Annotated in this window: 24 protein-coding genes and 1 pseudogene; 10 read left to right on the top strand and 15 right to left on the bottom strand. The window is 63.1% G+C overall.

Going from position 1 to position 24,892, the window contains the following annotated elements:
• Positions 1–256: 256 nt before the first annotated feature.
• The 14 genes and pseudogenes from ACWTU8_RS24150 to ACWTU8_RS24085 all read right to left on the bottom strand — a co-directional run bounded on the left by ACWTU8_RS24150 (position 257) and on the right by ACWTU8_RS24085 (position 13,067).
• Positions 257–634 (bottom strand): TOBE domain-containing protein, encoded by a 378-nt coding sequence (locus ACWTU8_RS24150; protein ID WP_455850384.1) that lies wholly within the window; start codon positions 632–634, stop codon positions 257–259.
• Positions 635–925: 291 nt separating this feature from the next.
• A pseudogene (locus ACWTU8_RS24145) lies at positions 926–1,347 on the bottom strand (ABC transporter ATP-binding protein); the annotation flags it as partial.
• A complete protein-coding gene (locus ACWTU8_RS24140) occupies positions 1,340–2,377 on the bottom strand; it encodes an ROK family protein (protein WP_455850144.1) in 1,038 nt (345 codons plus the stop codon). The gene ACWTU8_RS24140 and the pseudogene ACWTU8_RS24145, both read right to left, overlap by 8 nt.
• Positions 2,374–3,099: a ribulose-phosphate 3-epimerase gene (locus ACWTU8_RS24135; protein ID WP_455850143.1), complete on the bottom strand. Its 726-nt coding sequence runs from the start codon at positions 3,097–3,099 to the stop codon at positions 2,374–2,376. The genes ACWTU8_RS24140 and ACWTU8_RS24135 overlap by 4 nt, the downstream gene beginning before the upstream one ends.
• Entirely contained in the window at positions 3,096–3,929 is an 834-nt protein-coding gene (locus ACWTU8_RS24130; protein ID WP_455850142.1) for an alpha/beta fold hydrolase, read from the bottom strand. Before ACWTU8_RS24130 ends, ACWTU8_RS24135 begins: the two co-directional genes overlap by 4 nt.
• Entirely contained in the window at positions 3,929–4,747 is an 819-nt protein-coding gene (locus tag ACWTU8_RS24125) for a sugar phosphate isomerase/epimerase family protein (protein WP_455850141.1), read from the bottom strand. Before ACWTU8_RS24125 ends, ACWTU8_RS24130 begins: the two co-directional genes overlap by 1 nt.
• On the bottom strand, positions 4,747–5,823 hold the full coding sequence (locus tag ACWTU8_RS24120) for a Gfo/Idh/MocA family protein (protein ID WP_455850140.1): 1,077 nt from the start codon (positions 5,821–5,823) through the stop codon (positions 4,747–4,749). Before ACWTU8_RS24120 ends, ACWTU8_RS24125 begins: the two co-directional genes overlap by 1 nt.
• 10 nt (positions 5,824–5,833) lie before the next feature.
• Entirely contained in the window at positions 5,834–6,655 is an 822-nt protein-coding gene (locus ACWTU8_RS24115; RefSeq protein WP_455850139.1) for a sugar phosphate isomerase/epimerase family protein, read from the bottom strand.
• 180 nt (positions 6,656–6,835) lie between these two features.
• Positions 6,836–7,678, bottom strand: coding sequence for a carbohydrate ABC transporter permease (locus ACWTU8_RS24110; protein ID WP_455850138.1), 843 nt, complete (start codon positions 7,676–7,678; stop codon positions 6,836–6,838).
• Between the two features lie 5 nt (positions 7,679–7,683).
• The gene (locus tag ACWTU8_RS24105) at positions 7,684–8,580 is read right to left on the bottom strand and encodes a carbohydrate ABC transporter permease (RefSeq protein WP_455850137.1); all 897 of its coding nucleotides are present in this window, start codon (positions 8,578–8,580) and stop codon (positions 7,684–7,686) included.
• Between the two features lie 139 nt (positions 8,581–8,719).
• Positions 8,720–9,967 (bottom strand): ABC transporter substrate-binding protein, encoded by a 1,248-nt coding sequence (locus tag ACWTU8_RS24100; RefSeq protein WP_455850136.1) that lies wholly within the window; start codon positions 9,965–9,967, stop codon positions 8,720–8,722.
• Between the two features lie 111 nt (positions 9,968–10,078).
• Positions 10,079–11,224 carry an ABC transporter ATP-binding protein gene (locus ACWTU8_RS24095; protein WP_455850135.1) on the bottom strand — a complete coding sequence of 382 codons (1,146 nt, stop codon included), beginning with the start codon at positions 11,222–11,224 and terminating at the stop codon, positions 10,079–10,081.
• A gap of 88 nt (positions 11,225–11,312) precedes the next feature.
• Positions 11,313–12,263 (bottom strand): PfkB family carbohydrate kinase, encoded by a 951-nt coding sequence (locus ACWTU8_RS24090; RefSeq protein ID WP_455850134.1) that lies wholly within the window; start codon positions 12,261–12,263, stop codon positions 11,313–11,315.
• A 3-nt stretch (positions 12,264–12,266) separates the two neighbouring features.
• The gene (locus tag ACWTU8_RS24085; protein ID WP_455850133.1) at positions 12,267–13,067 is read right to left on the bottom strand and encodes an aldolase; all 801 of its coding nucleotides are present in this window, start codon (positions 13,065–13,067) and stop codon (positions 12,267–12,269) included.
• Between the two features lie 163 nt (positions 13,068–13,230).
• Between ACWTU8_RS24085 and ACWTU8_RS24080 the strand changes: the two genes are divergently transcribed.
• The 3 genes from ACWTU8_RS24080 to ACWTU8_RS24070 all read left to right on the top strand — a co-directional run bounded on the left by ACWTU8_RS24080 (position 13,231) and on the right by ACWTU8_RS24070 (position 16,405).
• The gene (locus ACWTU8_RS24080; protein WP_455850132.1) at positions 13,231–13,992 is read left to right on the top strand and encodes a DeoR/GlpR family DNA-binding transcription regulator; all 762 of its coding nucleotides are present in this window, start codon (positions 13,231–13,233) and stop codon (positions 13,990–13,992) included.
• Between the two features lie 270 nt (positions 13,993–14,262).
• Positions 14,263–15,411, top strand: coding sequence for a Gfo/Idh/MocA family protein (locus ACWTU8_RS24075; RefSeq protein ID WP_455850131.1), 1,149 nt, complete (start codon positions 14,263–14,265; stop codon positions 15,409–15,411).
• Between the two features lie 16 nt (positions 15,412–15,427).
• On the top strand, positions 15,428–16,405 hold the full coding sequence (locus tag ACWTU8_RS24070) for an alpha/beta hydrolase (RefSeq protein WP_455850130.1): 978 nt from the start codon (positions 15,428–15,430) through the stop codon (positions 16,403–16,405).
• Here ACWTU8_RS24070 and ACWTU8_RS24065 read toward each other — a convergent pair.
• Positions 16,393–17,415: a LacI family DNA-binding transcriptional regulator gene (locus ACWTU8_RS24065; RefSeq protein ID WP_455850129.1), complete on the bottom strand. Its 1,023-nt coding sequence runs from the start codon at positions 17,413–17,415 to the stop codon at positions 16,393–16,395. The two genes, ACWTU8_RS24070 and ACWTU8_RS24065, sit on opposite strands and share 13 nt — an antisense overlap.
• Positions 17,416–17,661: 246 nt before the next feature.
• Between ACWTU8_RS24065 and ACWTU8_RS24060 the strand changes: the two genes are divergently transcribed.
• From ACWTU8_RS24060 to ACWTU8_RS24030, 7 genes are all read left to right on the top strand, one after another.
• Complete coding sequence (locus ACWTU8_RS24060) at positions 17,662–18,609, top strand: sugar kinase (protein ID WP_455850128.1); 948 nt, start codon at positions 17,662–17,664, stop codon at positions 18,607–18,609.
• A complete protein-coding gene (locus ACWTU8_RS24055) occupies positions 18,606–19,901 on the top strand; it encodes a D-tagatose-bisphosphate aldolase, class II, non-catalytic subunit (protein ID WP_455850127.1) in 1,296 nt (431 codons plus the stop codon). Before ACWTU8_RS24060 ends, ACWTU8_RS24055 begins: the two co-directional genes overlap by 4 nt.
• A 140-nt stretch (positions 19,902–20,041) precedes the next feature.
• The gene (locus ACWTU8_RS24050) at positions 20,042–20,926 is read left to right on the top strand and encodes a dihydrodipicolinate synthase family protein (RefSeq protein ID WP_455850126.1); all 885 of its coding nucleotides are present in this window, start codon (positions 20,042–20,044) and stop codon (positions 20,924–20,926) included.
• A gap of 21 nt (positions 20,927–20,947) precedes the next feature.
• On the top strand, positions 20,948–21,607 hold the full coding sequence (locus ACWTU8_RS24045; protein WP_029348671.1) for a GntR family transcriptional regulator: 660 nt from the start codon (positions 20,948–20,950) through the stop codon (positions 21,605–21,607).
• A 62-nt stretch (positions 21,608–21,669) separates the two neighbouring features.
• Positions 21,670–23,007 carry an ABC transporter substrate-binding protein gene (locus tag ACWTU8_RS24040; protein WP_455850125.1) on the top strand — a complete coding sequence of 446 codons (1,338 nt, stop codon included), beginning with the start codon at positions 21,670–21,672 and terminating at the stop codon, positions 23,005–23,007.
• Positions 23,007–24,050, top strand: a complete 1,044-nt coding sequence (locus ACWTU8_RS24035; protein WP_455850124.1) for a carbohydrate ABC transporter permease — start codon at positions 23,007–23,009, stop codon at positions 24,048–24,050. Before ACWTU8_RS24040 ends, ACWTU8_RS24035 begins: the two co-directional genes overlap by 1 nt.
• Complete coding sequence (locus ACWTU8_RS24030; RefSeq protein ID WP_029348668.1) at positions 24,051–24,872, top strand: carbohydrate ABC transporter permease; 822 nt, start codon at positions 24,051–24,053, stop codon at positions 24,870–24,872.
• Positions 24,873–24,892 lie beyond the last annotated feature (20 nt).

Below are 24,892 nucleotides of genomic sequence, written 5' to 3'. Positions count from 1 at the left end.
ATTGCCGTGGAGCTCTCTGCTTCAAGACCCGTTCCGGGCCATTTTCCGTGTCAGGCATTTCTCCTCCCAGAGCGCTGGCCAAGGCCTCGCCAGCATTATCGCATGTTTTAGAAAAATTTGACATGCGTCAAGTTTTAAAATGGTGTGCAGCGATTTTTGATGTGCTGCGATCCAGCAGAAATCGACACTGTAGGGGTCGAAGCAGGCTCGATGCCGGCGTCGTCAGTTCTCTGGTTTCAAACTATGAGCCCACGGCTCACGCCGATTGCAGAGACGCCAGCGCCGGACCATCGGTGCGAAACAGGTGGCAAGCCGATGGCGAGATGTCGAGCGCGATCGGGCTGTGCAACGGCGTCCGGTCGCCACCTCCCGCCTGCACCACCAGCGTGACATCGGGCGCGACCTCGACATGCAGGATGGTCAGGCTGCCAAGCCGCTCCGCCAGCACGGCTCGCCCCTTGAATTGTCCGTTGGACGAGATGCGGAGATGTTCCGGCCGCATGCCGAGCAGCAGCTCGTCGCCAGATTTGCTTGCACCGGCGGCAACCGGGACGGTCAGCGCCTGGCCGTCCGGCAAGGTAACGGAGACGCCTTTGGGCCCAGTCGCGGCCACTTTCAGCTTCAACAGATTCATCTTCGGCGAACCGATGAAGCCGGCGACGAAGATATTTGCCGGCCTGATATAGAGATCGAGCGGCGAGCCGACTTGCTCGATGCTGCCGCCGTTCAGCACGACGATCTTGTCGGCCATGGTCATAGCCTCGGTCTGGTCGTGGGTGACATAGATCATGGTCGCGGCCAGGTGTTCATGCAGGCGCATCAGCTCGAGCCGCATGCTCACCCGCAAGGCGGCGTCGAGATTGGACAGCGGCTCGTCGAACAGGAACACTTTGGGATTGCGCACGATGGCGCGGCCGATGGCGACACGCTGCCGCTGGCCGCCCGAAAGCGTCTTCGGCCGCCGGTGGAGAAGATGCGAAAGCTGCAGCATCTCGGCGGCCTCCCGCACCTTGCGTTCCTTTTCCGCGGCGGAGACGCCGGCGATCTTCAGCGCAAAGCCCATGTTCTCGGCCACCGTCATGTGCGGATAGAGCGCGTAGGACTGGAACACCATGGCGAGACTCGCTCGGACGGATCGATATCGTTGGCGCGCACGCCATCGATCAGCAAGTCGCCGGCGGTGATCTTTTCCAGGCCGGCGATCATGCGCAGCAGCGTGGACTTGCCGCAGCCGGACGGGCCAACGAAGACGACGAATTCGCGGTCCTCGACGTCCAGGTCAAGGCCCTTGATGATCTCGACGGATCCGTAGGACTTGCGCGCGCCGCGCAGCTTGAGCTCAGCCATGGCTTGCCTCCCTGCCGACGGCACGTTCGGTCGCGCCGTCTTTGCTGTCCTCGTCCTGCGCCATCGCCAATGGCGCGCCCGGTTCGCCTTCCGACAGGATCAGACTGGCCGCGCCGATCAGCCCTGCGCGGTCGCCAAGCTGCGCCGGCACGATCGGCACATCCCGGTAGGCCGGCATCGCCCGCTGCTCGACGGTTACCCTGATGGCTGGAGCCAGCAGGTCGAAGCCGTTGGCGAGACCGCCGCCCATGACGATCAGGTCCGGCGAATAGAGGTGAAGCAGGTTGGTGAAGCCGATGCCGAGCCACCTGGCTTCCGCCTCGATCAGCTCGAGCGCACTGATATCGCCGGTACGTGCGGCCTCGACGACGTGCCTGGCCGAAACGTCGCCATCGGCCGAAAGGCGCCTGAGCAGGGAGCCGTCGCCTGGCGCTGTCAGCGCCGTGGCACGCCGCCCGAGCGCGGTTCCGGAGGCGACCGCCTCGAAACAGCCGACAGCGCCGCAGAAGCAGCGGTCGCCCTCGCCGGTGATGGTCATGTGGCCGATCTCGGCGGCAAGCCCGCGCCGGCCGTGATAGATGTGGCCGTCGGCAACGACCCCGCCGCCGATGCCGGTCGATACGGTGACGAACACCAGCGACCCGGTGCCCAGGCCGGCGCCGAAGCGCCACTCGCCCAGCGCGGCCGCATTGGCGTCGTTTTCCAGCCGCACCGGCAGGCCGAAATGCTTGCCGAGAATGTCGATCAACGGCACGTCGTGCCAGCCGGCCAGCGTCGGCGGTGCGATCACGATCCCAGCCTTGGGATCGAGCGGTCCCGGCGCGCCGATGCCGATGCCGACGACATCCGCTTGTGGGCGCTGTGTCAGAAGAGCCCCGGCCAGTGCGATGATCTGCCCGATCACCGCATCCGATCCCGCGATCGCCATCGTCGGCGCCGAAACCTGCGCGACAACGCGGCCGCGGCTCTCGACCAACGCGCCGCGCAGCTCCGTTCCGCCGAGATCGAAGGCGAGGGCCAGTCTTGTCATAAGGCGGCGACCTTCAGCCCATGCAGCCAGGCCATGCGCTGCGCGAGGTCGGGGTCGCCGAATGCCAGCGATCCGAGCACCACGGTCTCGGCCCCGGCGGCGCGCAGGCGCGGCACCGTCTCGTGGCGGATGCCGCCGTCGGCAGCCAGGATGACGTCCGCCTCCCGGCCGGCTTGCCGCATCAGTGTACGCGCCTCTATCAGGCGTGGGCAGGCCTGGTCGGAAAGGCTCTGGCCCTTGACGCCAATGGATGTGCCAAGAAGCGTCACAAACGCGACTTCCGGCAGGAATGGGGTGACCGCAGCGACCGGCGTTTCCAGCCTGAGCACCACGCCGGCCTCGGCGCCGAGCTCATGCGCCAGCCGCACGGCGCGCAGGCCGGCCTCCCCGTTTTCGGCGTGCACACTGATCAGGTCGGCGCCGGTTTCGATGAACTGACGCGTCTGCTCTTCGACGATCTCGGCTTCGACCATCAGGTGCACATGGATCGGCCTTGCCGTCAGCCTGGCGATCCGCCTCACCAGATCCGGGAAGAACAGGAAGCCGGGGGTGAAGCGGGCGTCTGCGACGTCGATGTGATGCAGGTCGACATGAGGTTCTATGCGCTTCAGGTCGCGCTCCATATTGGCAAGGTCCGCCGACCACAGCGAAAACTCGCCGAGCAGCCGGTTGCGCGGCAAGGCGGCGATGGCAGCGGGACCGGACAGGGTTTTCATCGTCATGACGGAATGAGGCTCCGGATGTTGAAGTGGGCGTGAAGGAAGGTCGTGATCTCGGCCTGCAGTTCGGCGAAATGCCTGACACTGTCGAGCGCCTTGGGAGAGATTTCGGCAAAGGTCGCGCCGGAGATGGCCGTCGCGAGCGTATGGGCCGCCGACAGCGGATGCACCGCATCCATGGCATTGCCGATGACCAGCGTGGGAATGCCAAGCACCGCGGCGTCACTCGCGGAAACGCCTGGGCCGTCGGCAGAAATATCGGCGAGGACTTGCGCGAATGGCGCGGCGTCCGGCCGGTCGAAATAGCCAAACAGCGAGGCAAGGTTGTCGGGTGCTTCGCGCTTCAGGCGTGCGGCGGTTTCCGATTGCGCGAAGATCGCCTTGGCCTTGTCGGGGCCGTGACTGAGAATGAGGCCGGCAGCCTCGGCGATCGGCCGCATGTTGTCAGGCGCACTGTCGAACGTCCAGGCCGGCCGCACCAGCAGCAGGCCCGCGACACGGTCCGGATGACGGCAGGCGAGGCGGGTTGCAATTGCGGCGCCCATGGAAATGCCGCCGGCGACGAACCGATCGAGGTCGGCCTGATCGGCGGAGGCTAGAACATCATCCGCGAACATGCTCAGGGAGAACGGGCGGCTGCTGCCGAGCCCAGAGGCACCGTGCCCGCGGCATTCCAGCGTGAGGCGCCGCAACCTCGGCCCGGAAGGGAAAGCCTGGGCGACCTGCGCCTCGCCACCGCCCAGCCCATGCTGGAAGACGAAAGCAAGCCCGTCGCCGCGGTCGGAGACTTGAAGCAAGGCGTCATCGCGAAGCAGAGTTGCAAGACGCGCCATCAGATCAGCCCCTTGAGGAAGTGGGCAACCTCAGGCGCTTCGTCGGCTGAAAGGCCGTGCGTGACCAGCGCCCCGTCGAAGCCTGATACCTTTAGGCGGGCAACAAAATCCACAAAGTCGACAACGCCCCGACCGGCCGTAGCGAAGCGGCCATCGGCTAAACGGTCCTTGGCATGGGCCATCGCGACATGGCCGGCTGTGTGCTCGACCGCAGCGGCCACGATGGCGCGTGCTTCGGCGGGGCTCGCCTGCTCGAACAGGTTCGCCGGATCGAGCACGATGCGCAGCCGTTTCGAGCCCATGCTGGCGATGAGGCGCATCGCGTCCGACGCCGAGGCGACGATGTTGGCCTGTTCGGGCTCGATGCCGAGATCGACGCCGTGGCGCTCAGCGAATTGCAGCGCCTTTTCGACCTCGCTCGCCATGTCGTCCCATGCCTCAGGGGCAGCATTCTCGGGGTGATACGCCCACTGATCGTCCGCGTTGCGTGTTCCCGTGCACAGCGTGACCAAGGGAACGGAAAGGTCTGCCGCAGCCTTGATCACCACGCCAAGCCGGCGCAGGCCGTCGTCGCGTACCGTCCTGACGGGATGGGCCATGTTGTAGGTGCCCGAGAGCGCCACCAGGGTGACGCCGGAAGCATTCGACGCGGCCGCGATGGCGCTGATGCCATCGTCAGGGACCGCATCCGGCATCGACGGCAGGCCGGCGCAGGCCAGGTTGAACTGGGTGACGGCAAATCCCGCGTCGCGGACCGCTGACAGCACGCCGGCCGGCTCGCTCCCAGGGAAGGTCTTGGCGAACACCCCGATCTGCATCAGACCGCTCCCGTGACGGAAGCGATCTCGACGCGATCACCGGTTTCGACCGAGCGGGCGATCGCCACCATGGCGCGGATCGAGGCGAGGCCGTCCTCGACGTTGGCGCCGCGCATCGGCTTGCCGTCAAGGACGGTCTCGGCGAGGCTTTCGAGCTGGCGCCTGAAGAAATGCCCGTCGGCGCCCAGCGGCTTTCGCGACGTCGCATCCTTCTCGTGAAAGATATCGACCTCGCTCGCCCGGAAATACCACGGATTGAAGGTCTTCGCGATTACCGAGCCGTTCTCGCCATAGAGCTGGAAGCCCTCGTGCCAGTCCATGCGGACAGCCACGGTGAGATCGAGATGGCCAAGCGCGCCGTTGGCGAACTCGGTTTCGACGAACCAGCAATAGGCGCCGAAACGCTCGTTGAGGCGGGCGCGCACCGCGACGATCTCACCGCACAAGAAGCGCGCCGTGTCGACGAGGTGGGAGCCGTGCGCGAGCATGAAATACTGCCTGAGATCGGCTTTCGGATTGCCGCCAGGTTTCCTTGCCAGCTTGCTGGTGACGGGCAGCGGCTGGACCGCGTCGGTGTTGGTATAGCGATGGGTGGAATCGCAATACCAGGCTTTTAGCGCCAGGATCTCGCCTATCTCCTCGCGGACGAAATCGCGCGCCGCTTCCAGCGCCGGGTCGAAGCGCTTCATGTGACCGACCTGCAGCACCCTGCCGGAGCGTTTAACCGCATCGGCGAGCGTTTCGCCTTCCTCGACCGAGACGCCGATCGGCTTTTCGCACAGCACGTGCTTACCGGCCTCGAGCGCCTTGATCGACATCGGAACGTGGTAGGCGTCGGAGGTTGCGACGATCACCGCCTCCAGCTGCGGGTCGGCGAGCATCTCATCGTAGTCGGCGTACATCTTCTCGGGTTCATAGGTCGCGCCCATGCGCGCCAGAAGGTCGGGGGCGGCATCGCAGATCGCATAGAGATCAGCGTTCCTGGCCTTCACGCAGGATTCGAGATGGGCGAACTGCGCGATCGGCCCGCAGCCGAGCACGCCGACACGAAGGCGACGGTCTTGCTTCCGGATCATGATCTCTTCCTCACGCGCCGTAGTCGCGCATGGTCTGGCGGTTGGTCTTGACCGCGGCGGCCGGATCGGCGGCGGCGGTCTCGGATTCCTCCTCCAGCACCAGCCAACCGTTGAAATGTGGCGCGGCACCGGCGACATCCATCACAGCTTGGGTGTCGCAGACGCCCTTGCCGAGCATCGCCCATTTGCCGCCGGCATCGACGTCCTTCAGGTGGATGTAGCGGATGCGGTCCCGGTATGTGGTGAGCGTGTCGATCATGTCTTCATGGCCGCGCAAGATGTGGCCGGTGTCGGGCACCCAGCCGACGAGCGACGGATCGATCAGTGCGAAAATCCGGTCGTAGTCGGCACGGTCGAATAGCAGCGTGTTGTGGTGGGAACTGGGATGGACGGCGATGTCGACGCCGGCCTTGCGCCCGAGTTCGCCGGCCCTGTTGTAGACCTCGGCCGCGATGGCAAACTTGTCGTCACGAGGTCCTTCGGAAACGGAGGTAGCCGAGCCCATCGAGACGAGCGCGCCGGGAAATGCGGCGGCGAAATCGATCCAGCGCTTGGCGGTCTCAAGGTCGGCGCCGATCTTTTCCTGTAGTGTGAAGCCGCTCTTCGAGCCGAAGGCGAAAGACACAAGCGTCAGCCCGGACGATTTCAGCGCGGCGGCAAATTCCACCGGCTTGCCGGCATAGCGACCGATCATCGTGTCGGTGATCTCGATGCCGGCATAGCCGCCGTCGGCGATCGCCTTCAGCAGGTCGTCCGGACCGCCGGCAAAACGGTCTCCGAGCATTTCCCAGGTAAAGGTCTGGCAGCCGACTTTGAGGTCTTTCACGTTCATTCTTTCATTCCTTGATTCCGCCTATTCCTTGATGCGCCCTGCGTCGGCCCTGCGATGATGTGGCGCTGGAAGAACAGCACGAGCACGATCAGTGGAACGGTGCACGACGGCCAAGGCCGCGGCGATAACGTTTGCCAACAGATAGTCCGATCATCGATTGCGATACGCGGGATGGACATCCTACTTGACCGAGCCCGCGGTCATGCCGGCGAGGAAATACCTCTGGGCAACGAGGTAGATGAGCAAGAGCGGTAGCGAGCCGAGCACGCTCATCGCCATCATCTGGTTCCATTCGAAAGCGTGCTGCCCCATCAGCAACTGGATGCCGATGGGGACGGTGCGCATGGACGTTGACTTCGTCAGCGTCAGCGCAAAGAGAAATTCGTTCCAGCACAACAGGAAGGTGTAGACCGACGTCGCCACGATACCAGGCAGTGAAATCGGGACGATCACCCGCCAAAGCGCTGTCCAACTGGTGCCGCCGTCGACAGCCACCGCTTCATCGAGATCGCGGGGCAAGGTGTTCAGATATCCCGTCATCAAAAGGATCGCGTAGGGCAGTGTAAACACCAGGTAAGTCAGGATCAGTGCGACGTAGGTGTCGAAGATGCCATATGAGACGACAAGCCCGAAGAAGGGGATCAAAAGCGTGATCGGCGGAATCGTCTGCGTGCTGATGATGAGTGTGTTCAGGCTGCCCTTGCCGCGGAAGTTGAAGCGGCTGAACCCATAGGCGGCCAGCAAGGCGATCAGCACCGTCAGCACGGTCACCGCTCCCGCCACGAAGTAACTGTTGAAGAAGAAGCGCAGCTTTACCGGATCGCCAAGGATGGCTGCGTACGCTTCCAGCGTGAAGGCCTTCGGCAGGATGGTTGGCGGCAGGGCAAAGATTTCAGTGTTCGACTTGAACGAGCTGCTGAGCATCCAGTAGATCGGGAAGGCCGCGAAAAAGAGCCCCGCTGCAAGAGCAACATGCAGCGCGACGGTGATCAGCTTGTCTTTGCCAGAGTTTCGTTTCCTCATGGTGACTACCGAGCCTTCTGATAGCGGATGTAGAACAACGTCAGGCCGAGGGAGATCAGCAGGATGACCACGGCGCTTGCCGACGCTTGTGACAGGTTGTAGCTCGAAAACGCCAGCTTGTAAGTGTAGGTGCTGAGGACCTCGGTCGAGTAGATCGGGCCGCCGCCCGTGGTTATCCAGATCAACGGGAAGACCTGCATGGTCCAGATGAAGTCGAGCAGCGAGATGCTGATGATGATCGGCATCAGCTGCGGGATGGTGATGAAGATCAGCTTCTGGTAAGCCTTTGCCCCATCGATATCGGCGGCCTCGTAGAAATCCTTGGGAATGCCTTGCAAGCCCGCGAGCAGGCTGACCATGAAAAGCGGATAGCCCGCCCAGACATTGGCGAAGGTGACGGCGTGCAGCGCGGTCTCGGGCGAGGAAAACCACTCGACCTTGGAGCCGATGATGCCGATTTGCATGAGCATGCTGTTCACGACGCCATTCGGCTCCAGCAGGAGGCGCCAGATCACGGCGATGATCACCGCGGTGAACAGCCAGGGCAGTATGTAGAGCACGCGCAGAATATTGCGCAGCGTCGGATTGATGCGGTCGCTGTTCAGCATGAGCGCGAAGACCATGCCGATGGTCATGTGGAAAATGACGCTCATGCATGTGAAGTAGAGCGTGTGCCACAGCGAGGCCCAGAACACCGGGTCGTCGACGATCGCCTGGTAGTGTTTCAGTCCGGCAAAGGATGGGTCACGACGCAGCACCGCGCTGTTCTGGAACGAGTAGGCAATAACCGTGGCCATCGGCAGCAGCATCAGAAGGCCGATGATGAGGAGCGAGGGCGACAGATATAGGTAGGGTGCGACCGCTCGTTTCAGCTTGTGGTGGGAGCGCTTTTGCCGGGTCATGTGCCAACCTTGGGATACGCCTTCAAGAGAAGGTAAGCTTCCAAAAACAGGTCCATCTCAAATTGCCGATCCGTTGCTGCCGGGTGGCCTGCCCGAAGTCAGGCCACCCGGTCGAAGATAGCAAACGGGAACAGGCCGATCAGAATTTCGCCATCCAGCCCTTCTGAGCGGCGGCTGCGGCTTGTTCCGGAGACTGCTCGCCGGCGAGCATCTTCTGGGCCTGCACGTCGAACTGGGTCATCAGGTCTTCAGCCACCGGCAGGCCCGTGAATTCGTTGGCGAGATAACCCGTCTTGAAGATTTCGAAAGCCTTGCCGAAAGCCTTGTCCGAGGTCACGAAATCGGGCTTGGCGTTGACGTTGCCCGGGAAGGCGTTTGCAAGCGACACGAGCTTGGCATTCACCTTTTCACTCATCAGATACTGGACGAGTTTCCAGGCCTCTTCCTGATGTTTCGAGGCCGCAGAGATGCCGATGCCCCAGGAGGCATAGGGAAGGCCGCGCTTGCCGGTATACTTTTCCACGACCGGGACCGGGATGAGGTCGAAGTTCAGCTTGGGATTGCGCTTGCGGATGAGGTTCACATGCGCGAGCGAGTCGATCATCATCCCGACGCGGTTGTTGACGAATTCCTCGACCTTTTCCTGTTCGGTCTTGGTGGCGATGCCGGGCGAGATGGTGCCGGCGTCGTTGAGCGATTTGACGAAGGTGAGCATATCCACCACCGGCTTGCCCTCGAGGTCGGGCTTGCCGTTGGCCATCATCGACTGACCCGAAGCCCAGACCCAGGACATCATGTCGTTCTGGACGCCGGATGGCGTCTGCAGCGACAGGGGCAGCACCCAGCCATACTGGTTCTTGTCGGCTTGCGTCATCTTCTTGGCTGCTTCGAGAAACTCCGCGCGGGTCGACGGCAGCTTGGTCACGCCTGCCTGGGCGGCGAGGTCCAAATTCACGAAGACCGGATAGACGAAGGAAGCCACGGGAAACATCACCGCTTTGCCGTCCACCTTGATGATGTCCGCGACCTGGGTCTTGTCGAAACCGCTCGCATCCATCATCGGGTTCATGTCGGCGAGTGCGTTCTGCGCATTCAGATTGTTCACCCAGGCGCCGTCGAGACCGACCACGTCGCTGAGCGTTCCGGTTGCAGCACCAACCGAGATCTGGTCTCGCGTGGTCGCATAAGGGCCGCTGACCAGCGTCACCTTGATTCCGGGGTTTGCAGCCTCGAAGTCATCCATGATTGCCCTGAGCGAGCCAGCCGGCAATTCGGGCTCCCACCATTGGGTGAATTCCAGCGTCGTGTCCGCCATGGCGCCGGTTGCGCCAAGCAACCATGCGGCCGCGGCTATTTTCAGCATCGCGGGTTTTATACGAAACGTCATTTTCTCCTCCTTCTTTAGGATCGACCGCACAATGCGGACGATCGCCTGGTTTATTCAGAAGTCTTCTTACGCAGGCGCCTCGCCTTCGCCTGCGGGCCTTGCCGCGGGTCTTTAGATCGCCAGATGCGTCTCGGGATCGAAGAAATGGAGCTTGGTATCATCCAGGGCCAACCGGATTTCCGAGCCTGAGTGGACGGTGCTGACCGGTTCGAATTTCGCCACCGCATTCGACGCCAGGCCGAAATCGTCCACCGCGTCCGGGTCGCCGGAGTCCACGCGGACCGCGTCGATGTTCAGATGGACGATGTGTTCGGATCCGAGTTCTTCGATCGAGGTCACCTTTGCCGGTATCGTCTGATACTTGCGGCCGGATTCGAGGCTGCTGTCATAGAGATGCTCCGGTCGGATCCCGTACACGACCTTGCGCCCCGCATACGACCTCAAGCCCGGCCTGCGCACGAAGGCTGCATCCTGCAGCCGGATGGCGAAGGTGCCGGAGATCAATTCGTCGCCCGTCAGGGTGGCCTCGAAAAGGTTCATCGAAGGAGAGCCGATGAAGCCGGCAACGAAGGCATTCACCGGCGATTCATAGAGCCTCTTGGGTGTGTCGACCTGTTGCAGCACGCCGCCTTTCAACACCGCGACCCTGTCCCCCATCGTCATCGCTTCGGTTTGGTCGTGGGTCACGTAGATGGTCGTGACGCCGAGCTGCTTTTGCAGGCTGGTGATTTCGGCGCGCATTTGCACACGCAGTTTCGCGTCGAGATTAGAAAGCGGTTCGTCCATGAGAAAGGCGGCCGGCTCGCGCACCATCGCGCGGCCCATGGCAACCCGTTGGCGCTGTCCGCCTGAAAGGTTCGCCGGTTTGCTGTCCAGCAGAGACGTCAGCTGAAGGGTTTTGGCGATCTCGTCCACGCGCTTCTTGCGCTCGGCCTTCGGCTTGCCCGCCAGCCGCATCGAAAAGGCGATGTTTTCGAACACCGTCATATGCGGGTAGAGGGCGTAGCTCTGGAAGACCATCGCGATGTCGCGGTCCTTGGGCGGCATGTCGACAACGTCGACTCCGCCGATCCGAAGGCTGCCGCTGGTGACGTCCTCCAATCCTGCGATCATCCGCAACGCAGTGGATTTGCCGCAGCCGGACGGCCCGACGAGAATCAAAAACTCGCCGTCCTCGACCGACAGGTTCAGTTGGTCGATTGCGTGAAAATTGTTCCCATATGTCTTGCAGATATTCTCAAGAACGACTTCTGCCATCTTCCTCCCTCACAAGTTTAAGCCATTGATTTTTTTAATTATCCTCGGCTTGTGTTCACCTGCGAAATATTTCCTCGGATAGTTCGGCCTATGTCCCGGTATCGAGCCGCGCATATTTCAGTTCGACTGCCGACGGCGCGGTCGTCGATGCCAGGAGGTCCGTGACCCGGTCGTCGGTCGGAAGCGCCTCGCGCCCGCCCCGCCCCGTTATCGAAAGGGCCGCCGCCGCGGCCGCGAATGCGACCCGGCCTGCAGTGTTGGCTCCGCGCGTCAATGCATAGGCATAGGCGCCATGAAAGCAGTCGCCGGCGCCGGTCGAGTCGACGACTTCAACCCGGTGCGGAGGCAGGTGCCAGAGCCCCGTCTCGTCGCGTCCGCGATAATAGACGCCCCTGCCGCCATCCGTCAGGACCACGGCGGACCGCGACGGCAACCATAATGCATCGAGCATCTCGGCGGGCGATCGGCGGCCCGTGGCAGTCCGCGCAAAGCCGAGGGGAAGAATGAGATGGTCGCAGAGCGCGATCAGTTTCTCGGTGGCTAGACCGCTGCTCCATTCGACATCGCCGAGGATCGCGAGGCCGAGATCGCGAGCCCTAGCCACGACATTCAGCGACCGGATCGCGTAACTGTCGACGATCAGGACGGTCGCGCGGCTGAGGACCTCGTCCGGAAAGTCCGGCGCGGTGCCCAGCATGGCTTCGTCGTCATACGCGATGAACCGTTCCCCGTCCGAGCCGACGGTGATGCGCGAGCGCACCGGGTGTGCGTCGGCGTGGCGCGGCGCGAACGCGGTTTCAACGCCGCTCGCAACGAGATCGCACAGCACAGCGTCGTCCGTGGCACTGCCCAGCCATCCGACGAACCCGGCGGTTCCGCCGAGCCGCGCGACGGCGGCAAGGGCCGTCGCGACATTTCCCCCGAAAGCTCGGGCACTTTGCAGAACCTTCCCCTTGCCCGCCGACAACGGCTGATCGACATAGACGATGTCGTCGATCGCAATAGCTCCGAAGCCGAGGATTGAAGGGACGGTGGGCATCGTTCAGGCACCCGCCTTCGCCAGCGCGTCTTGCGCCGAAAGGCCGTCATGGATGACGCCGCGAAAGGCAATCGCTGCCTTCTCCGGATCGCCATGCCCCCAGAGATTGCGGCCCACCACGGCGCCACGCGCGCCGGCACGGATGGCGTCCGCCGTCTGCTGAAGCGCGCCGAGCAGCGTATCGGTCTTCGGACCACCTGCGATCACAACCGGCACCGGGCAGGTCCGGACGGTCTCTCGGAACGACTCGAAATCGCCCGTGTAGCCGATCTTGATCACGTCGACGCCGGACTCGTAGCCAATGCGCGCCGCATAGGCGATCTCGTCGGGGGTGAAGACGATTTTTGCTCCATCGGTGAAATCGCGAGGGTAGATATGCGCCACCACCGGCATGCCGTAGCGGGCCGTCGCATTCACCGAATCCGTCAGCCAGCGTATGTACTTGCCCTCGGTCGCGCCGCGCACCGGAATGGCCACGGCCAACGCATCGGCGCCAGCGCGCACAGCATCCTCGGGCGTTGCGATCAACTCGCTGATGCGATCGTCCGGAGTGAAGCAGCCCGCCTGGATCACCAGGGAAGCTTTGCCCGCATATTGCGGCCACAGATGGCGCGCGGTGCCGGGCTGGATGCTGACATAGTCGGGTTTGCCCGCCATGACGCGTGCGAGCGCGCCCGGCAGATCGGCAAGACCGCCTTTGCGCACGTCGCCATAGCCGACGAAGTGGTCGACCGCGCCGCCAAAAAGGTTCCCCGATGGATTTGAGAAGAGGCGCGCAAGGCGTACTTTGGTTCCGAGGCTCATGAGTCCAAAATTCTCCAATCGATTGATTTAAAAATCCTGGACCCAGTGTTTTCGAAAGAAAGGATAAATGCAATCTTTCGAAAGCTTTCGAATTTGCGTATTTTTGGTAGAGTGAACCGATGCCAGGGGCGATCGCCTGGCCCATGGAGGCAAGGACAGGGCAATGTTGTCAGAGCAGAGACGCCAATCGATCCTGGGTGAGGTGCAACGCAGCGGACAGGTTCGCATCAAGGACCTGTCGGACGATTTCGGCGTGTCGGAAGTCACGGTGCGCTCCGACCTTGAGATACTGGACCGCAAGGGACTGCTGACCAAGACCCGCGGCGGGGCGGTGACCCGGACCACGGATTCGACCACGGCCGCGTTCGCCCGGCGAATGCAAACGAACCTCGAAGCAAAGAAACGCATCGCCCGGGCAGCGGTAGAGCTGTTCGAGGACAACCAATCGGTCGTCTTCGACGGCGGCTCGACGTTGATGCAGGTTGCCATGCAGTTACCGCCGCTCAGCAATGTCGTGGTCGCGGCCACGGCGATGAATATCGTGCAGCATCTGATGCATCGGCCCGGGCTCGACGTTCACATGATCGGTGGCCGGGTCTATCCAGACACGGTGAGCACGCTGATCACCGATGCCGACACGGCTCTCGGCGGCTTGGTAGCGCATCAGGTGTTTGTTGGAGCGCATGCGATTGACTCGTCACTGGATGTGGTCGACGTGAACGAAGACATGGCGCGAACGAAGCGAAACCTCGTGCGCATGGCCCGGCGCGTTGTCCTCCTTGCGGATTCGAGCAAATGGGGCGTCAGCGGGACCTCCAAGGCATTTTCGCTGTCGAGCGTCGATGTGGTGATCACCGACGATGGCCTGCCCGGCCCGATGCGCAGCCGGCTCTATAGGACCGGGGCCAAGGTGATCTATGCCTGAACCCATCGCGGTCCCTGGCCGCGACCGAAAGATCCAATGCGCGCATGACCCACGGGATTCGCATCGGCGCCCGGCCGTTTTTTCATGTCAGTTCATTTTCTCCTCCTTGGGGCTGGCGGCCTCCCGATGTTGCGCCAGCATTTCCGCATGTTCTATAAAAATTTTACGCGCGTCAACATTTAAAATATTGTATAGCGACTTCCGACTATGATCCGTTGCCGGTGTAATAGGTCGGACAGGACATTGCAGCGTTGGGAGGTGAAATCGAAAATGCACGGAAAATCAGCAGCTAAGCTCGGTATTGGCGTTGTCGGGTGCGGCAACATCTCGATGACTTATTTACGCAATGCAGCTCTGTTCGGTGAGGTTGATCTGCGCGCCTGCGCCGACATATCGCCCGACATGGCGGCGCTGCGTGCGAGCGAATACGACATCCGGGCTCTCAGCGTCGATGCGCTCCTGGCCGATCCCGAGATCGACCTCGTCCTCAACCTGACCATCCCGGCGGCGCATTTCGACATTTCGTTTTCGGCGCTTTCGGCGGGAAAGCACGTCTTCACCGAAAAACCGCTGGCGACCTCGGCCAGCGACGGCCGGCGCCTTGTCGCCGAGGCGGCGGAGCGCGGGCTGCTGCTGGGTTCGGCTCCGGATACTTTCCTCGGCGCCGCCGGACGGCGGGCACGCCGCCTCATGGATCAGGGCGCAATCGGCCGCGCGGTGACCGGCACCGCCTTCATGATGGGGCGCGGCATGGAGCACTGGCATCCCAATCCGCAATTCTACTATCAGCCGGGCGGCGGACCGGTCTTCGACATGGGGCCCTATTACCTGACGATGCTTGTTAATTTGCTCGGGCCGGTGGCCCGCGTGATGGCGATGGCGACGCGAGGCCAGGAGGAGCGGCTGATCACTGCCGAAGGCCCCTATCGGAACACCAGCTTCAAGGTCGGCACACCGACCAACATCCTGTCGCTGCTGGAGTTCCGCTCGGGCGCCACCGTCACCTTCGGTGCCTCCTGGGATGTCTTCAGGCACTCTAACCATCCGATCGAGCTGCATGGGACCGAAGGCTCGCTCAGGCTGCCCGATCCGGACACGTTCGGCGGCACCGTCTCGCTGTCGGAACGTGGGGCCGACTGGGCCGACTTCCACAGCGAGAGCGAACTCTATGGCGCGCGCAACTGGCCCTATGCCGCGCCGGACCGAGCCAATTACCGAATGCTCGGCGTCGCCGACCTTTCGCGCGCACTGGCAACCGGAAGAAAGCCGCGTGCGTCCGGCGATCTTGCGCTGCATGTCCTGGAGATTATGGAAGCGATTCTTGCTTCGGGAGCGAGCCGCGAGTCCGTTGCCGTCAACGCAACCGTCGATCAGCCGCAGCTCCTCCAGGAGGACGAAGCGGTTAGCCTGCTTGCCTGATATCGGAGCGCTTACGATGACGACATCGCTTTCGCCCTTGCTCGATCCGGAGGCCCGGCACGTGCTCGACCTCGACAGGCAGGCGGCTGCCCCGCCATTCGAAGCCGGCACGCCCGAAGAAGCGCGCCGCGCCTATAAGCAGGGCTTTCCGGCACTCCAGGGCGAGCGCGAGCCGGTCGGCTCACTAACCGAGCGCACCATCACCGGACCCGGCGGCCCGTTGACGCTCAGGATCTATCGCGGACACGGCGTGAGCGGGGCCGCTGCCCCGGCGCTGCTCTATCTGCATGGCGGCGGCTGGGTGATCGGCAATCTCGACTCCCATGACGAGATTTGCCGGTGGTTTGCCAATATGGCGGCCTGCGTAGTCGTCTCTCCCGATTACCGGCTGGCGCCGGAACACAAATTTCCGGCGGCCATCGAAGATTGCCGCGCCGCACTTTCCTTCATGCAAGATGGCGCGGGCGATCTCGGCATCGACGCGAGAAGGATCGCTGTCGCCGGCGACAGCGCCGGCGGCAATCTCGCTACAGTGCTTTGCCTGCTTCTGCGCGGTGACGAGAACCCGCCGACCGCGCAACTGCTGTTCTATCCGAACACTGACGCCTCGCAGGCGGCGGACAGCTATCGCCGCTTTGCCGAGGGTTATGGCCTGACATCGCCGACCATGGCCTGGTTCCGCGACCACTATATCAACCATGCCGGCGATATCGACGACTGGCGCGTGTCGCCGCTCAAGGCCGCAAGCCTTGCGGGCGCAGCGCCGGCTTTTGTCGCAATCGCTGGTCATGACATTCTCGCCGACGAAGGCGGGGCCTATGCGAAGCGTCTGGAAGATGACGAGGTGCCGGTTGTCGTGCGGCGCTGGCCCGGCCAGATCCACGGCTTCGTCTCGATGGGCCGCCATGGTCCGGTGGCACGCCAAGCGGTCGGCGCGGCGGTTGCCGCATGGCGCAGCTTCGATCCTGTCTTTGGAAACGCTCAGGCCGACTGACGCATGACCAGCGTCGCGTCGAGACTGACCTTGGGGGCAACTGTCGCGTCGTCCTCGTCCAGCAAGGCCAGCAGCGTCTCCACGCTGCGTCCTGCCATCGAAGCGAAGTCCTGCGCCATGGTGGTGAGGGCAGGGCAGGTGTAGCGGCTCAACGGATGGTCGTCATGGGCTGCGACCCGCAGGTCGCAATCGCCCCTGCGGCCGACCTTGCGGCCTTGCGAGTGGGCGGCGGCCATCACGCCGAAGGCGAGACGGTCGTTGGCGCACAGAATGGTCTTGCCCGGCAGGCCGCCACGGGCGAGCATCGCCTCCATCTGCTCGTAGCCGATCCGTTCGAAATCCCAGGTGTAGTCATCGGTATTGCCGATGATGGCAGGGTCATGCCCGAGCCGCTGCATGGCGCCGACATAGCTGTCCAGGCGTTCGCGCGAATTGTGGTTGACGTGCGGGATGTCGAAATAGACCGGGGCATCACCGGAACGACAGAGATAATCGACGATGGTCGAGACGCTCTGGCTGTTGTTGTTGCCGACGAATGGCGTGTCGCCCTCCAGATAGGTGTCGAAATAGACGATCGGTATGGTCTGCGTCAGCTTCTCCAGCGTGCGATGGTCGGAGCGCAGGCCGAGCGGCGCGATGAGCGCGCCGGAAACTTTTAGCGAAAGAATGGTTCGCGTCGCTTCCACTTCGAGCTCGCGCGAGCCGTGCGAGGAGATCACGATCGGCCAGTAGCCTTCGTCGCGCAGCCTGAGTTCGATTCGGCTGACCATCTCGGAATAGAAGGGATCGGCGACCGTCGGCACCACAATGCCGATGCTGCGGGTCCGCTTGCGGTTCAGGTTGCGCGCAAAGAGATTGGGCTGGTAGTCGGACGAGCGCAGCGCCACCTCGATCCGCTCACGTGTCGCCGGCTTGACGCTGGTCGGATCGTCGAAATATTTCGACAATGTCGGCCTGGAGACGCCGCAAGAGCGAGCAAAATCCTCCATCGTCTTGTGCGTCATCGGCATTGATCCCTCGCGCCATTCGTCAGCGCTGCCCGGTTCCCTACTTACTGTGCGCCAGCATACAACCGTAAGTCGAAACTTTACAGACAATTCCAGCAGTTTCCATGCGTAAATTTATTAATTGACGCGAAAAAGCACAAGCCGTATTCACTTCCAGTGGGCGAATTCGAAATTCGTATCACCCGGAAACTGCTCGCGCGGTTCATCCGAAGCGAGGCCGGGGCGAAACGCCGGGAGGGATTCCGCGAGATGAAGAAGCTGGTCAGTGCCGGCGAGATTCTGGTCGAGATCATGGCCGAGCGGATCGACCAGAGCTTTCTCGATCCTGGTCCGCTGCTTGGGCCTTTCCCGTCCGGAGCGCCCGCCATCTTCATCGGCCAGGCGGCGGCGCTCGGCCAGCCGGCCGGTCTCATAGGCGCCGTCGGCGATGATGATTTCGGCAGGCTGAACATAGGCCGGCTGCGGGCGCTGGGTGCCGACGTGTCGGCGATCGCGGTTCACAAGGGCCATGCGACGGGCACCGCCTTCGTCGCCTACCGGGCCGATGCCAGCCGGCATTTTGTCTTCAACATCCGCAACAGCGCCTCCGGCCTGATCGAGACCGATGGGGCGGCAACAAAGCTGCTCGCCAGTGCCGATCACGTCCATGTCATGGGTTCGTCGCTGTTTTCCGACCGCGCCATCGAGGTCGCGCTGTCGGCGATCGAGACCGTCAAGGCCGGGGGTGGAACCGTGTCCTTCGATCCGAACGTTCGCCGGGAGATCATGCAGGCGTCCGGCATGCGCGCGGCGCTCGACCATGTGCTGGCGCGAGCCGACATTTTCTTGCCGAGCGGTGAGGAGCTCTTCCTGTTTTCATCGGCGAAGGACGAAAGGGGCGCGGTCGAGGAACTGCTGGCCCGTGGCCTGTCCTGCATCGTCCTGAAGAAAGGCGCCGCAGGCGCCGCCTATCATGATCGCCATGGTGTGATCGCCTCGTCAGGCTTTGCCGTCGACGAGGTCGATCCGACCGGCGCGGGTGATTGTTTCGGTGCTGCTTTCGTCTCGTTCTGGCTGCGCGGGGCGGCTCCCGCAGAGGCTCTGCGAATCGCCAATGCCTGCGGTGCGCTCGCCGTTACCCGCAAGGGGCCGATGGAGGGCATTTTCCCGCTTGAAGCGGTCGAGGCCTTCATCGCCACAGGGATGAGCGCGCCATGAGTGCTGCGACGCGAAGGTTTGCCTACATTGCGGCCAGGCGCGCCGCAGGCGAGAGAGGCGGCATCGCCTCGGTCTGCTCGGCGCATCCGCTGGTCATCGAGGCCGCTCTGCGTCATGGCATGGCGCGGCATGCGGATGTGCTGATCGAGGCCACCTGCAACCAGGTCAACCACGAGGGTGGCTACACCGGGATGACGCCGCCCGACTTCCGCAGCTTCGTCGAGGCGCATGCGCAGAAGGCTGGTTTCCCAATTGATCGCCTGATCCTCGGCGGCGATCATCTCGGACCCAATCCGTGGAAGCACATGGCTGCGGCCGCCGCGATGAAGAAGGCGGGGGCGATGATCGATGCCTATGCGAGCGCCGGCTTCACCAAGATGCATCTGGATACGAGCATGGCCTGCGCCGATGATCCAGCCGTGCTTGCCGATGAGATCATCGCCGCACGCGCGGCCGAACTTGCTGCAATCGCCGAGGCGGCGGTCGAGCGCGCCGGCAGCGAGAAGCCCGTCTACGTCATCGGCACCGAAGTGCCGGTGCCGGGCGGTGCACTGGAGGCGCTCGACCACCTGAATGTGACGGCGCCCGGAGATGCCTTGGGCACCGTCGAGGTCCACGCGCGAGCGTTTTCCCGTGCCGGCCTCGAAGCCGCTTTTGCCCGTGCGATCGGCGTCGTCGTCCAGCCCGGCGTCGAATTCGGCAACACCGAAATCGTGCCCTATGCGCCGGCCAAGGCGACCGAACTGGTAGCTGTGCTCGACCGCATGCCGCAATTTGTTTTTGAAGCGCATTCGACCGACTACCAGCCGGCCGAAGCGCTCAACGCTCTCGTTCGCGACGGCTTCGCCATCCTCAAGGTCGGCCCCTGGCTGACCTTCGGGCTTCGCGAAGCGCTGTATGGGCTCAGCCACATCGCCGATGTGCTCGCGCCGGACGCTTCGCGCGAAAGCCTGCCTGCCGCGATGGAACGCGTCATGCTGGCGTCGCCGGACAATTGGCAGAAATACTATCCGGGCACGCCGGAAGAGCAGCGCGTGCAGCGGCATTTCTCGTTCAGTGACCGCATCCGCTATTACTGGCCGACGCCGGAGGCGCAGCGCGCGACACAGACGCTGCTGGACGTGCTGGGCGAGACGGATATTCCCCGGCCTCTGATCAGCCAATATCTGGGGCAGCTCGACGCTGAGGTTGCGGCAGGCCGGGTCAAGCCCTTCGCGCACGAGCTTCTGATCGGCAGCATCACCCGAATCCTCGATCTCTACGCGGACGCGACCGGAGTAGGGATCCGCTGACGGAAAGTCGGCATCCCGCCCGAATTCGCTTCCTTCACGCCGATATTCGATGTCGTTTCGAAAAAGGCGCCGCCGCAATTTACAACTAACATGTTAGCGTGCTAAGACTGCCTGAACATCGAAATCTGGAGAGAATTGCAGTGGCTTCGCGCTTTGGTCTTTCGGTTGCCCTCACCACGCCTTTCGAGGCATCCGGGCAAATCGCCATCTCTCCGATGGTCGCGCAAGCCCGGGCTTGCCTTGGGGCCGGCTGCAGCAGCGCAACGCTGTTCGGCACCACCGGGGAAGGCGCCTCGGTGGGCACGGGGGAGCGGCGGACTGTCACCGAGGCCATGCTGGCCGCCGGCATTCCGGCGCATCAACTGGTAGCCGGCGTGCTGGTCGATGCGGCCGAAGACGCCGCCGAACAGGCGCGACATGCCTTGCAGTGCGGTGTCCGCAACATCCTGCTGGCTCCGCCGAGCTACTTCAAGAATGTCGGCGAGGACGGGTTGTTCGGATGGTTTTCGGCCGTCTTCGCCGCGCTCGGCCCGCTGGTTCGCGGGGTCTTGCTTTACAATATCCCCTCTGTCACCATGGTGCCGCTCCCGCTCAGCCTAATCGGTCGGCTGCGTGCCGCCTTTCCCGCCGTGGTCGCCGGTGTCAAGGATTCGGGTGGCGACTGGAGCTACAGCGAGGCGCTGCTAAGAGCCCATGGCGACCTGGTGATCCTGATCGGCGACGAGCGGCACCTGGCCAGAAGCGTGCGCCAGGGCGGGCAGGGCGCCATCTCCGGCATGGCCAATTTCGTCACCAGTGAAATCCGCGCCATGGCAGAGGACGGGCGCGACGATGCTCGTGTCGAGAGGTTCGTGCTCGAACTGCTCAAATATCCGGTCATCCCGGCGGTGAAGGTCATGGTGGCGCGCAAAACCGGCGACGAGCGCTGGCTGGCGGTCCGTCCGCCGCTGGAGCCGATCGCTTCGCAAGGGCGGCAACAGCTTGCTGCCGCCTACGACAGGCTGTTTGCGACAGAGCCGGCCTGATCGGCAAAGGGAAGCGCTGAAATGGACGACAGCAGCGAACCGGCCACCCTAAGGGAAAAAGCTTATGCCAGCTTCACGCGGCATTTGCTGGCCCGCGATCTGCGGCCGGGACAGTTCGTGTCGCAGCGTGAGCTGGTTGCCTTTACCGGGCTGCCGCTTGGCGCCATCCGCGAGATCGTGCCGCGTCTCGAAGCCGAGGGGCTTTTGACGACCATCCCGCAGCGCGGCATGCAGATCGCCCATATCGACATCAACCTGATCCGCGAGGCCTTCCAATTTCGCCTGTTCATGGAGCGCGAAGCGGTGGCGCTGTTCACCGTCAACGCCTCCGACGCCGAGCTCGCCCGCCTGCGGCACGAGCATGAGGACATGCTGGCTCAAGCGCTGTCGCAGGCGCCGACGCCGGAAATGGAAGCCAGGGCCCAGAACATCGATTGGGCCATGCACGACACCTTCATCGATGCGCTGGGCAACGAGATCATCGCCAAGGCGTATCTGGTCAATTCGGTAAAGATCAGGCTAATCCACCAGGAGCGTTTCCGTATCGACGGGCGCGTCGTGCCGGTGATGCAGGAGCACCTGACGGTGATCGAAGCGCTCGAGAGCCGCGACCCGCAAAAGGCGGTCGAGGCGATCAGCCGGCATATCGACAACGCGCGCCGGTTGGCGCTCCAGATCTGAGGACGTATGGTTCGCGGCTGCCGCGACACTACCCACAACGACAGCAACCCAGGGAGGAAGAAATGTCGTCCAATCCGTTTAAGCCAACAAGAAGGCAAGTCCTTGCAGGAACCACGGCGCTCGCCGCCGCGGGCCTGGCCGGCCTTCGCCCGAGCTTTTCCGCCAGCGTCGACTGGAAGCGCTTTGCCGGCACGACGCTCGACGTCAATCTGGTGAAAAGCCCGCGCAGCGACACCATCCTGAAATATATCGCCGAATTCGAGGAGCTGACCGGCATCAAGGTCAATGCCGAGGCGACGCCAGAACAACAGCAGCGGCAGAAGACGGTGATCGAACTGAGCTCCGGCAAGCCGAGCTTCGATGTCGTGCATCTGAGCTATCACGTGCAGAAGCGCCAGTTCGAAAAGGGTGGCTGGCTGGCCGACATATCAGGCTATCTGGCCGATCCGGCCCTGACCGATCCTGGGCTGGTCGAAAGCGATTTCGCCGAGGCCGGCATGCTTTTCGCCAAGGACAGCCAGGGCGTGCTGCGGTCGCTGCCCTTCTCGGTGGACTACTGGATCGTCTACTGGAACAAGGAGCTGTTCGAGGCCAAGGGCCTCAAATACCCTGAAACGTTCGACCAGCTGGTGGCCGCCGCCGAAGCGCTGACCGATCCGTCGACCAACACTTTCGGTTTCGTCGCCCGCGGCCTCAAGAATGCCAACACGCCGGTGTGGACGTCGCTGATGCTCGGCTACGACATGACGCCGCTCGACGACAAGGGCAAGCTGCGCACCGAAACGCCCGAGGCGATCGAGGCCGCTGCCCTCTACCAGAGGCTGATGACCAAGTCCGCCCCTCCGGGCGTCACCGGATTCAATTGGGCTGAAGCGCAGTCCGCCTTCCTGCAAGGCAAGATCGGCATGTGGTTCGATGGCGTGGGTTTTGCCCCGCCGATGGAAAATCCCGAAAAGTCGCGCGTGGTCGGCAAGGTCGGCTATGGGGTCATGCCCAAGGGGCCCAAGGCGCATGCCTCCGGGACGTTTGGCGACGGCCTCGGCGTGACCGCCTCCAGCGAAAAGAAGGAAGCTGCCTATCTCTTCTGTCAGTGGGCGGTTTCCCCGGCCATGGGCGCGCGCCTGCTCCAGGCCGGCGCCGGCGTGCCCTTCCGCAAGTCGGTACTGGAAGATCCCAAGGTGCGCGAAGGCGTCACCATGCCGGCAAGCTGGCTCGATGCCGTGGTTCAGTCCGGCAATATCAGCAGGCTGGCGCTGCCGGTGATCATCCCGGTCACTGAGTTCCGCGACATCTACGGCGTGGCGTTGACCAACATGATTGCCGGGGCCGATCCTGCCGAAGAGCTGAAGAAGGCCACCGCACAGTTCCAGCCGGTTCTCGACAGGAGCGAGCAGGGCTGATGTCGACCATCGCCCCTGAACGCACCGGGGTGACGACGGATCGCACCGAGGTGACGACGGATCGCACCGAGGTGACGACGGATCGCACCGAGGTGACGACGGATCGCACCGAGGTGACGACGAAACGCAGCGGCGCGACGACGCAAGCCATCGAGGAGAACCAGTCGGTCCGACTGGCTCCCAACTACTGGCCCTTCGTCGTCCCGGCGCTCGTCGTCGTTGGCGCCGTGATCGTCTTTCCCTGGGCTTTCACGCTCTGGATGAGCGTCAACCGCTGGACGCTCGGCCAATCGCGAAGCTTTGCCGGGATGGAAAACTATCTCCGTCTGGCCAGCGACCCGCGATTCTGGGAATCCCTTGTTCATACGTTGACCTACACCTCCCTGTCGGTGGCAGCGCCGATGCTCCTGGGCACTGTCGCCGCCCTGATCTTCGACGCCAGGTTTCCGCTGCGCGGCCTGCTGCGCGGCGTCTTCGTCATGCCGATGATGGCAACGCCAGTTGCCGTGGCGCTGGTCTGGACGATGATGTTCCATCCCCAACTCGGGGTGCTCAATTACCTTCTATCGCTGGTCGGCATCCCAGCGCAGGAATGGATATTCAACGCCAAAACGGTCATCCCTTCGCTGGTCGCGGTCGAGACCTGGCAGTGGACGCCGCTGGTGATGCTGATCGTGCTGGGCGGGCTGGCCTCGGTACCGCGCGAGCCGTTCGAGAGCGCCGAGATCGACGGTGCCAATGCCTGGCAGCAATTCCGCTACCTCACTCTGCCGATGATCGCGCCGTTCCTGATGATTGCGTTGATCATCCGCACCATCGATGCGCTGAAGAGCTTCGACATCATCTATGCGATGACCCAGGGCGGGCCGGGCACGGCGTCGGAAACCATCAACATCTATCTCTACAACACCGCCTTCTCCTACTACGACATCGGCTATGGCTCGGCCATGGCCGTGGTGTTCTTCATCGTCATCGTGGCGCTGTCCTTCATCCTCCTGATGCTGCGCCAACGCTCGCAGTGGAACGATACGGAGGGCAAATAGATGAGCTCACGTCTGGTCAACCAGATCGGCCTGTTTTTCGCGGCTCTGGTCATCGTTTCGCCGGCGATCCTGTTCTTCCTCTGGATGATCTCGCTTTCGCTGAAATTCGAAATCGATAACGGCGCTTATCCGCCGATCCTGATCCCCGAACGTTTCGCCTGGTCGAACTATGTAAAGGTGTTCGAGGAGAACAATTTCCTGCTCTATCTCTGGAATTCGGTTCTGGTGACCGGCACGGCGACATTGCTGGCGCTGCTGATCGGCGTGCCGGCAGGCTATGGCATAGCGCGGCTCAAGGCTGAAAGATCGGCGGTCGTCATCATGATCGCCCGCATGACGCCGGGGCTGTCCTATCTCATCCCGCTGTTTTTGCTGTTCCAATGGATCGGGATCCTCGGCACGCTCTGGCCGCAGATCATCATCCACCTGGTGGTGACGGTGCCGATCGTCGTCTGGGTGATGATCGGCTATTTCGAGACCACGCCGATGGAGCTGGAAGAGGCGGCCAACATCGACGGCGCCAGCTCCTGGCAGGTTTTCCGGCTGGTCGCCCTGCCCATCGCCAAGCCGGGCATCGTTGTCGCCTTCATCCTGTCCGTCATCTTTTCGTGGAACAATTTCGTCTTCGGCGTGGTGCTCGCCAGCCGCGAGACGCGCACGCTGCCGGTCGCCGTCTACAACATGCTCTCCTATGAGCAGGTGAGCTGGGGGCCGCTCGCCGCCGCGGCGCTGGTGGTGACGCTGCCGGTGCTGGTTCTGACCATGTTCGCGCAAAAGCAGATCGTCGCGGGGCTGACCGCCGGCGCGGTCAAGGGCGGCTGAAGCCGCAGTAGCTGGACATC

The organism is Mesorhizobium sp. BHbdii (assembly GCF_053848045.1).
This window is presented reverse-complemented; position numbering and strand designations above follow the sequence as displayed.

Excerpts from the sequence above, each read along its gene's own strand:
- ACWTU8_RS24135 (WP_455850143.1), bottom strand. The coding sequence starts at position 3,099 with ATGACGATGAAAACCCTGTCCGGTCCCGCTGCCATCGCCGCCTTGCCG.
- ACWTU8_RS24120 (WP_455850140.1), bottom strand. The coding sequence starts at position 5,823 with ATGATCCGGAAGCAAGACCGTCGCCTTCGTGTCGGCGTGCTCGGCTGC.
- ACWTU8_RS24140 (WP_455850144.1), bottom strand. The coding sequence starts at position 2,377 with ATGACAAGACTGGCCCTCGCCTTCGATCTCGGCGGAACGGAGCTGCGC.
- ACWTU8_RS24040 (WP_455850125.1), top strand. The coding sequence starts at position 21,670 with ATGTCGTCCAATCCGTTTAAGCCAACAAGAAGGCAAGTCCTTGCAGGA.
- ACWTU8_RS24085 (WP_455850133.1), bottom strand. The coding sequence starts at position 13,067 with ATGAGCCTCGGAACCAAAGTACGCCTTGCGCGCCTCTTCTCAAATCCA.
- ACWTU8_RS24095 (WP_455850135.1), bottom strand. The coding sequence starts at position 11,224 with ATGGCAGAAGTCGTTCTTGAGAATATCTGCAAGACATATGGGAACAAT.
- ACWTU8_RS24100 (WP_455850136.1), bottom strand. The coding sequence starts at position 9,967 with ATGACGTTTCGTATAAAACCCGCGATGCTGAAAATAGCCGCGGCCGCA.
- ACWTU8_RS24045 (WP_029348671.1), top strand. The coding sequence starts at position 20,948 with ATGGACGACAGCAGCGAACCGGCCACCCTAAGGGAAAAAGCTTATGCC.
- ACWTU8_RS24115 (WP_455850139.1), bottom strand. The coding sequence starts at position 6,655 with ATGAACGTGAAAGACCTCAAAGTCGGCTGCCAGACCTTTACCTGGGAA.
- ACWTU8_RS24090 (WP_455850134.1), bottom strand. The coding sequence starts at position 12,263 with ATGCCCACCGTCCCTTCAATCCTCGGCTTCGGAGCTATTGCGATCGAC.
- ACWTU8_RS24110 (WP_455850138.1), bottom strand. The coding sequence starts at position 7,678 with ATGAGGAAACGAAACTCTGGCAAAGACAAGCTGATCACCGTCGCGCTG.
- ACWTU8_RS24060 (WP_455850128.1), top strand. The coding sequence starts at position 17,662 with ATGAAGAAGCTGGTCAGTGCCGGCGAGATTCTGGTCGAGATCATGGCC.
- ACWTU8_RS24030 (WP_029348668.1), top strand. The coding sequence starts at position 24,051 with ATGAGCTCACGTCTGGTCAACCAGATCGGCCTGTTTTTCGCGGCTCTG.
- ACWTU8_RS24105 (WP_455850137.1), bottom strand. The coding sequence starts at position 8,580 with ATGACCCGGCAAAAGCGCTCCCACCACAAGCTGAAACGAGCGGTCGCA.
- ACWTU8_RS24035 (WP_455850124.1), top strand. The coding sequence starts at position 23,007 with ATGTCGACCATCGCCCCTGAACGCACCGGGGTGACGACGGATCGCACC.
- ACWTU8_RS24150 (WP_455850384.1), bottom strand. The coding sequence starts at position 634 with ATGAATCTGTTGAAGCTGAAAGTGGCCGCGACTGGGCCCAAAGGCGTC.
- ACWTU8_RS24065 (WP_455850129.1), bottom strand. The coding sequence starts at position 17,415 with ATGCCGATGACGCACAAGACGATGGAGGATTTTGCTCGCTCTTGCGGC.
- ACWTU8_RS24130 (WP_455850142.1), bottom strand. The coding sequence starts at position 3,929 with ATGGCGCGTCTTGCAACTCTGCTTCGCGATGACGCCTTGCTTCAAGTC.
- ACWTU8_RS24125 (WP_455850141.1), bottom strand. The coding sequence starts at position 4,747 with ATGCAGATCGGGGTGTTCGCCAAGACCTTCCCTGGGAGCGAGCCGGCC.
- ACWTU8_RS24075 (WP_455850131.1), top strand. The coding sequence starts at position 14,263 with ATGCACGGAAAATCAGCAGCTAAGCTCGGTATTGGCGTTGTCGGGTGC.
- ACWTU8_RS24080 (WP_455850132.1), top strand. The coding sequence starts at position 13,231 with ATGTTGTCAGAGCAGAGACGCCAATCGATCCTGGGTGAGGTGCAACGC.
- ACWTU8_RS24070 (WP_455850130.1), top strand. The coding sequence starts at position 15,428 with ATGACGACATCGCTTTCGCCCTTGCTCGATCCGGAGGCCCGGCACGTG.
- ACWTU8_RS24055 (WP_455850127.1), top strand. The coding sequence starts at position 18,606 with ATGAGTGCTGCGACGCGAAGGTTTGCCTACATTGCGGCCAGGCGCGCC.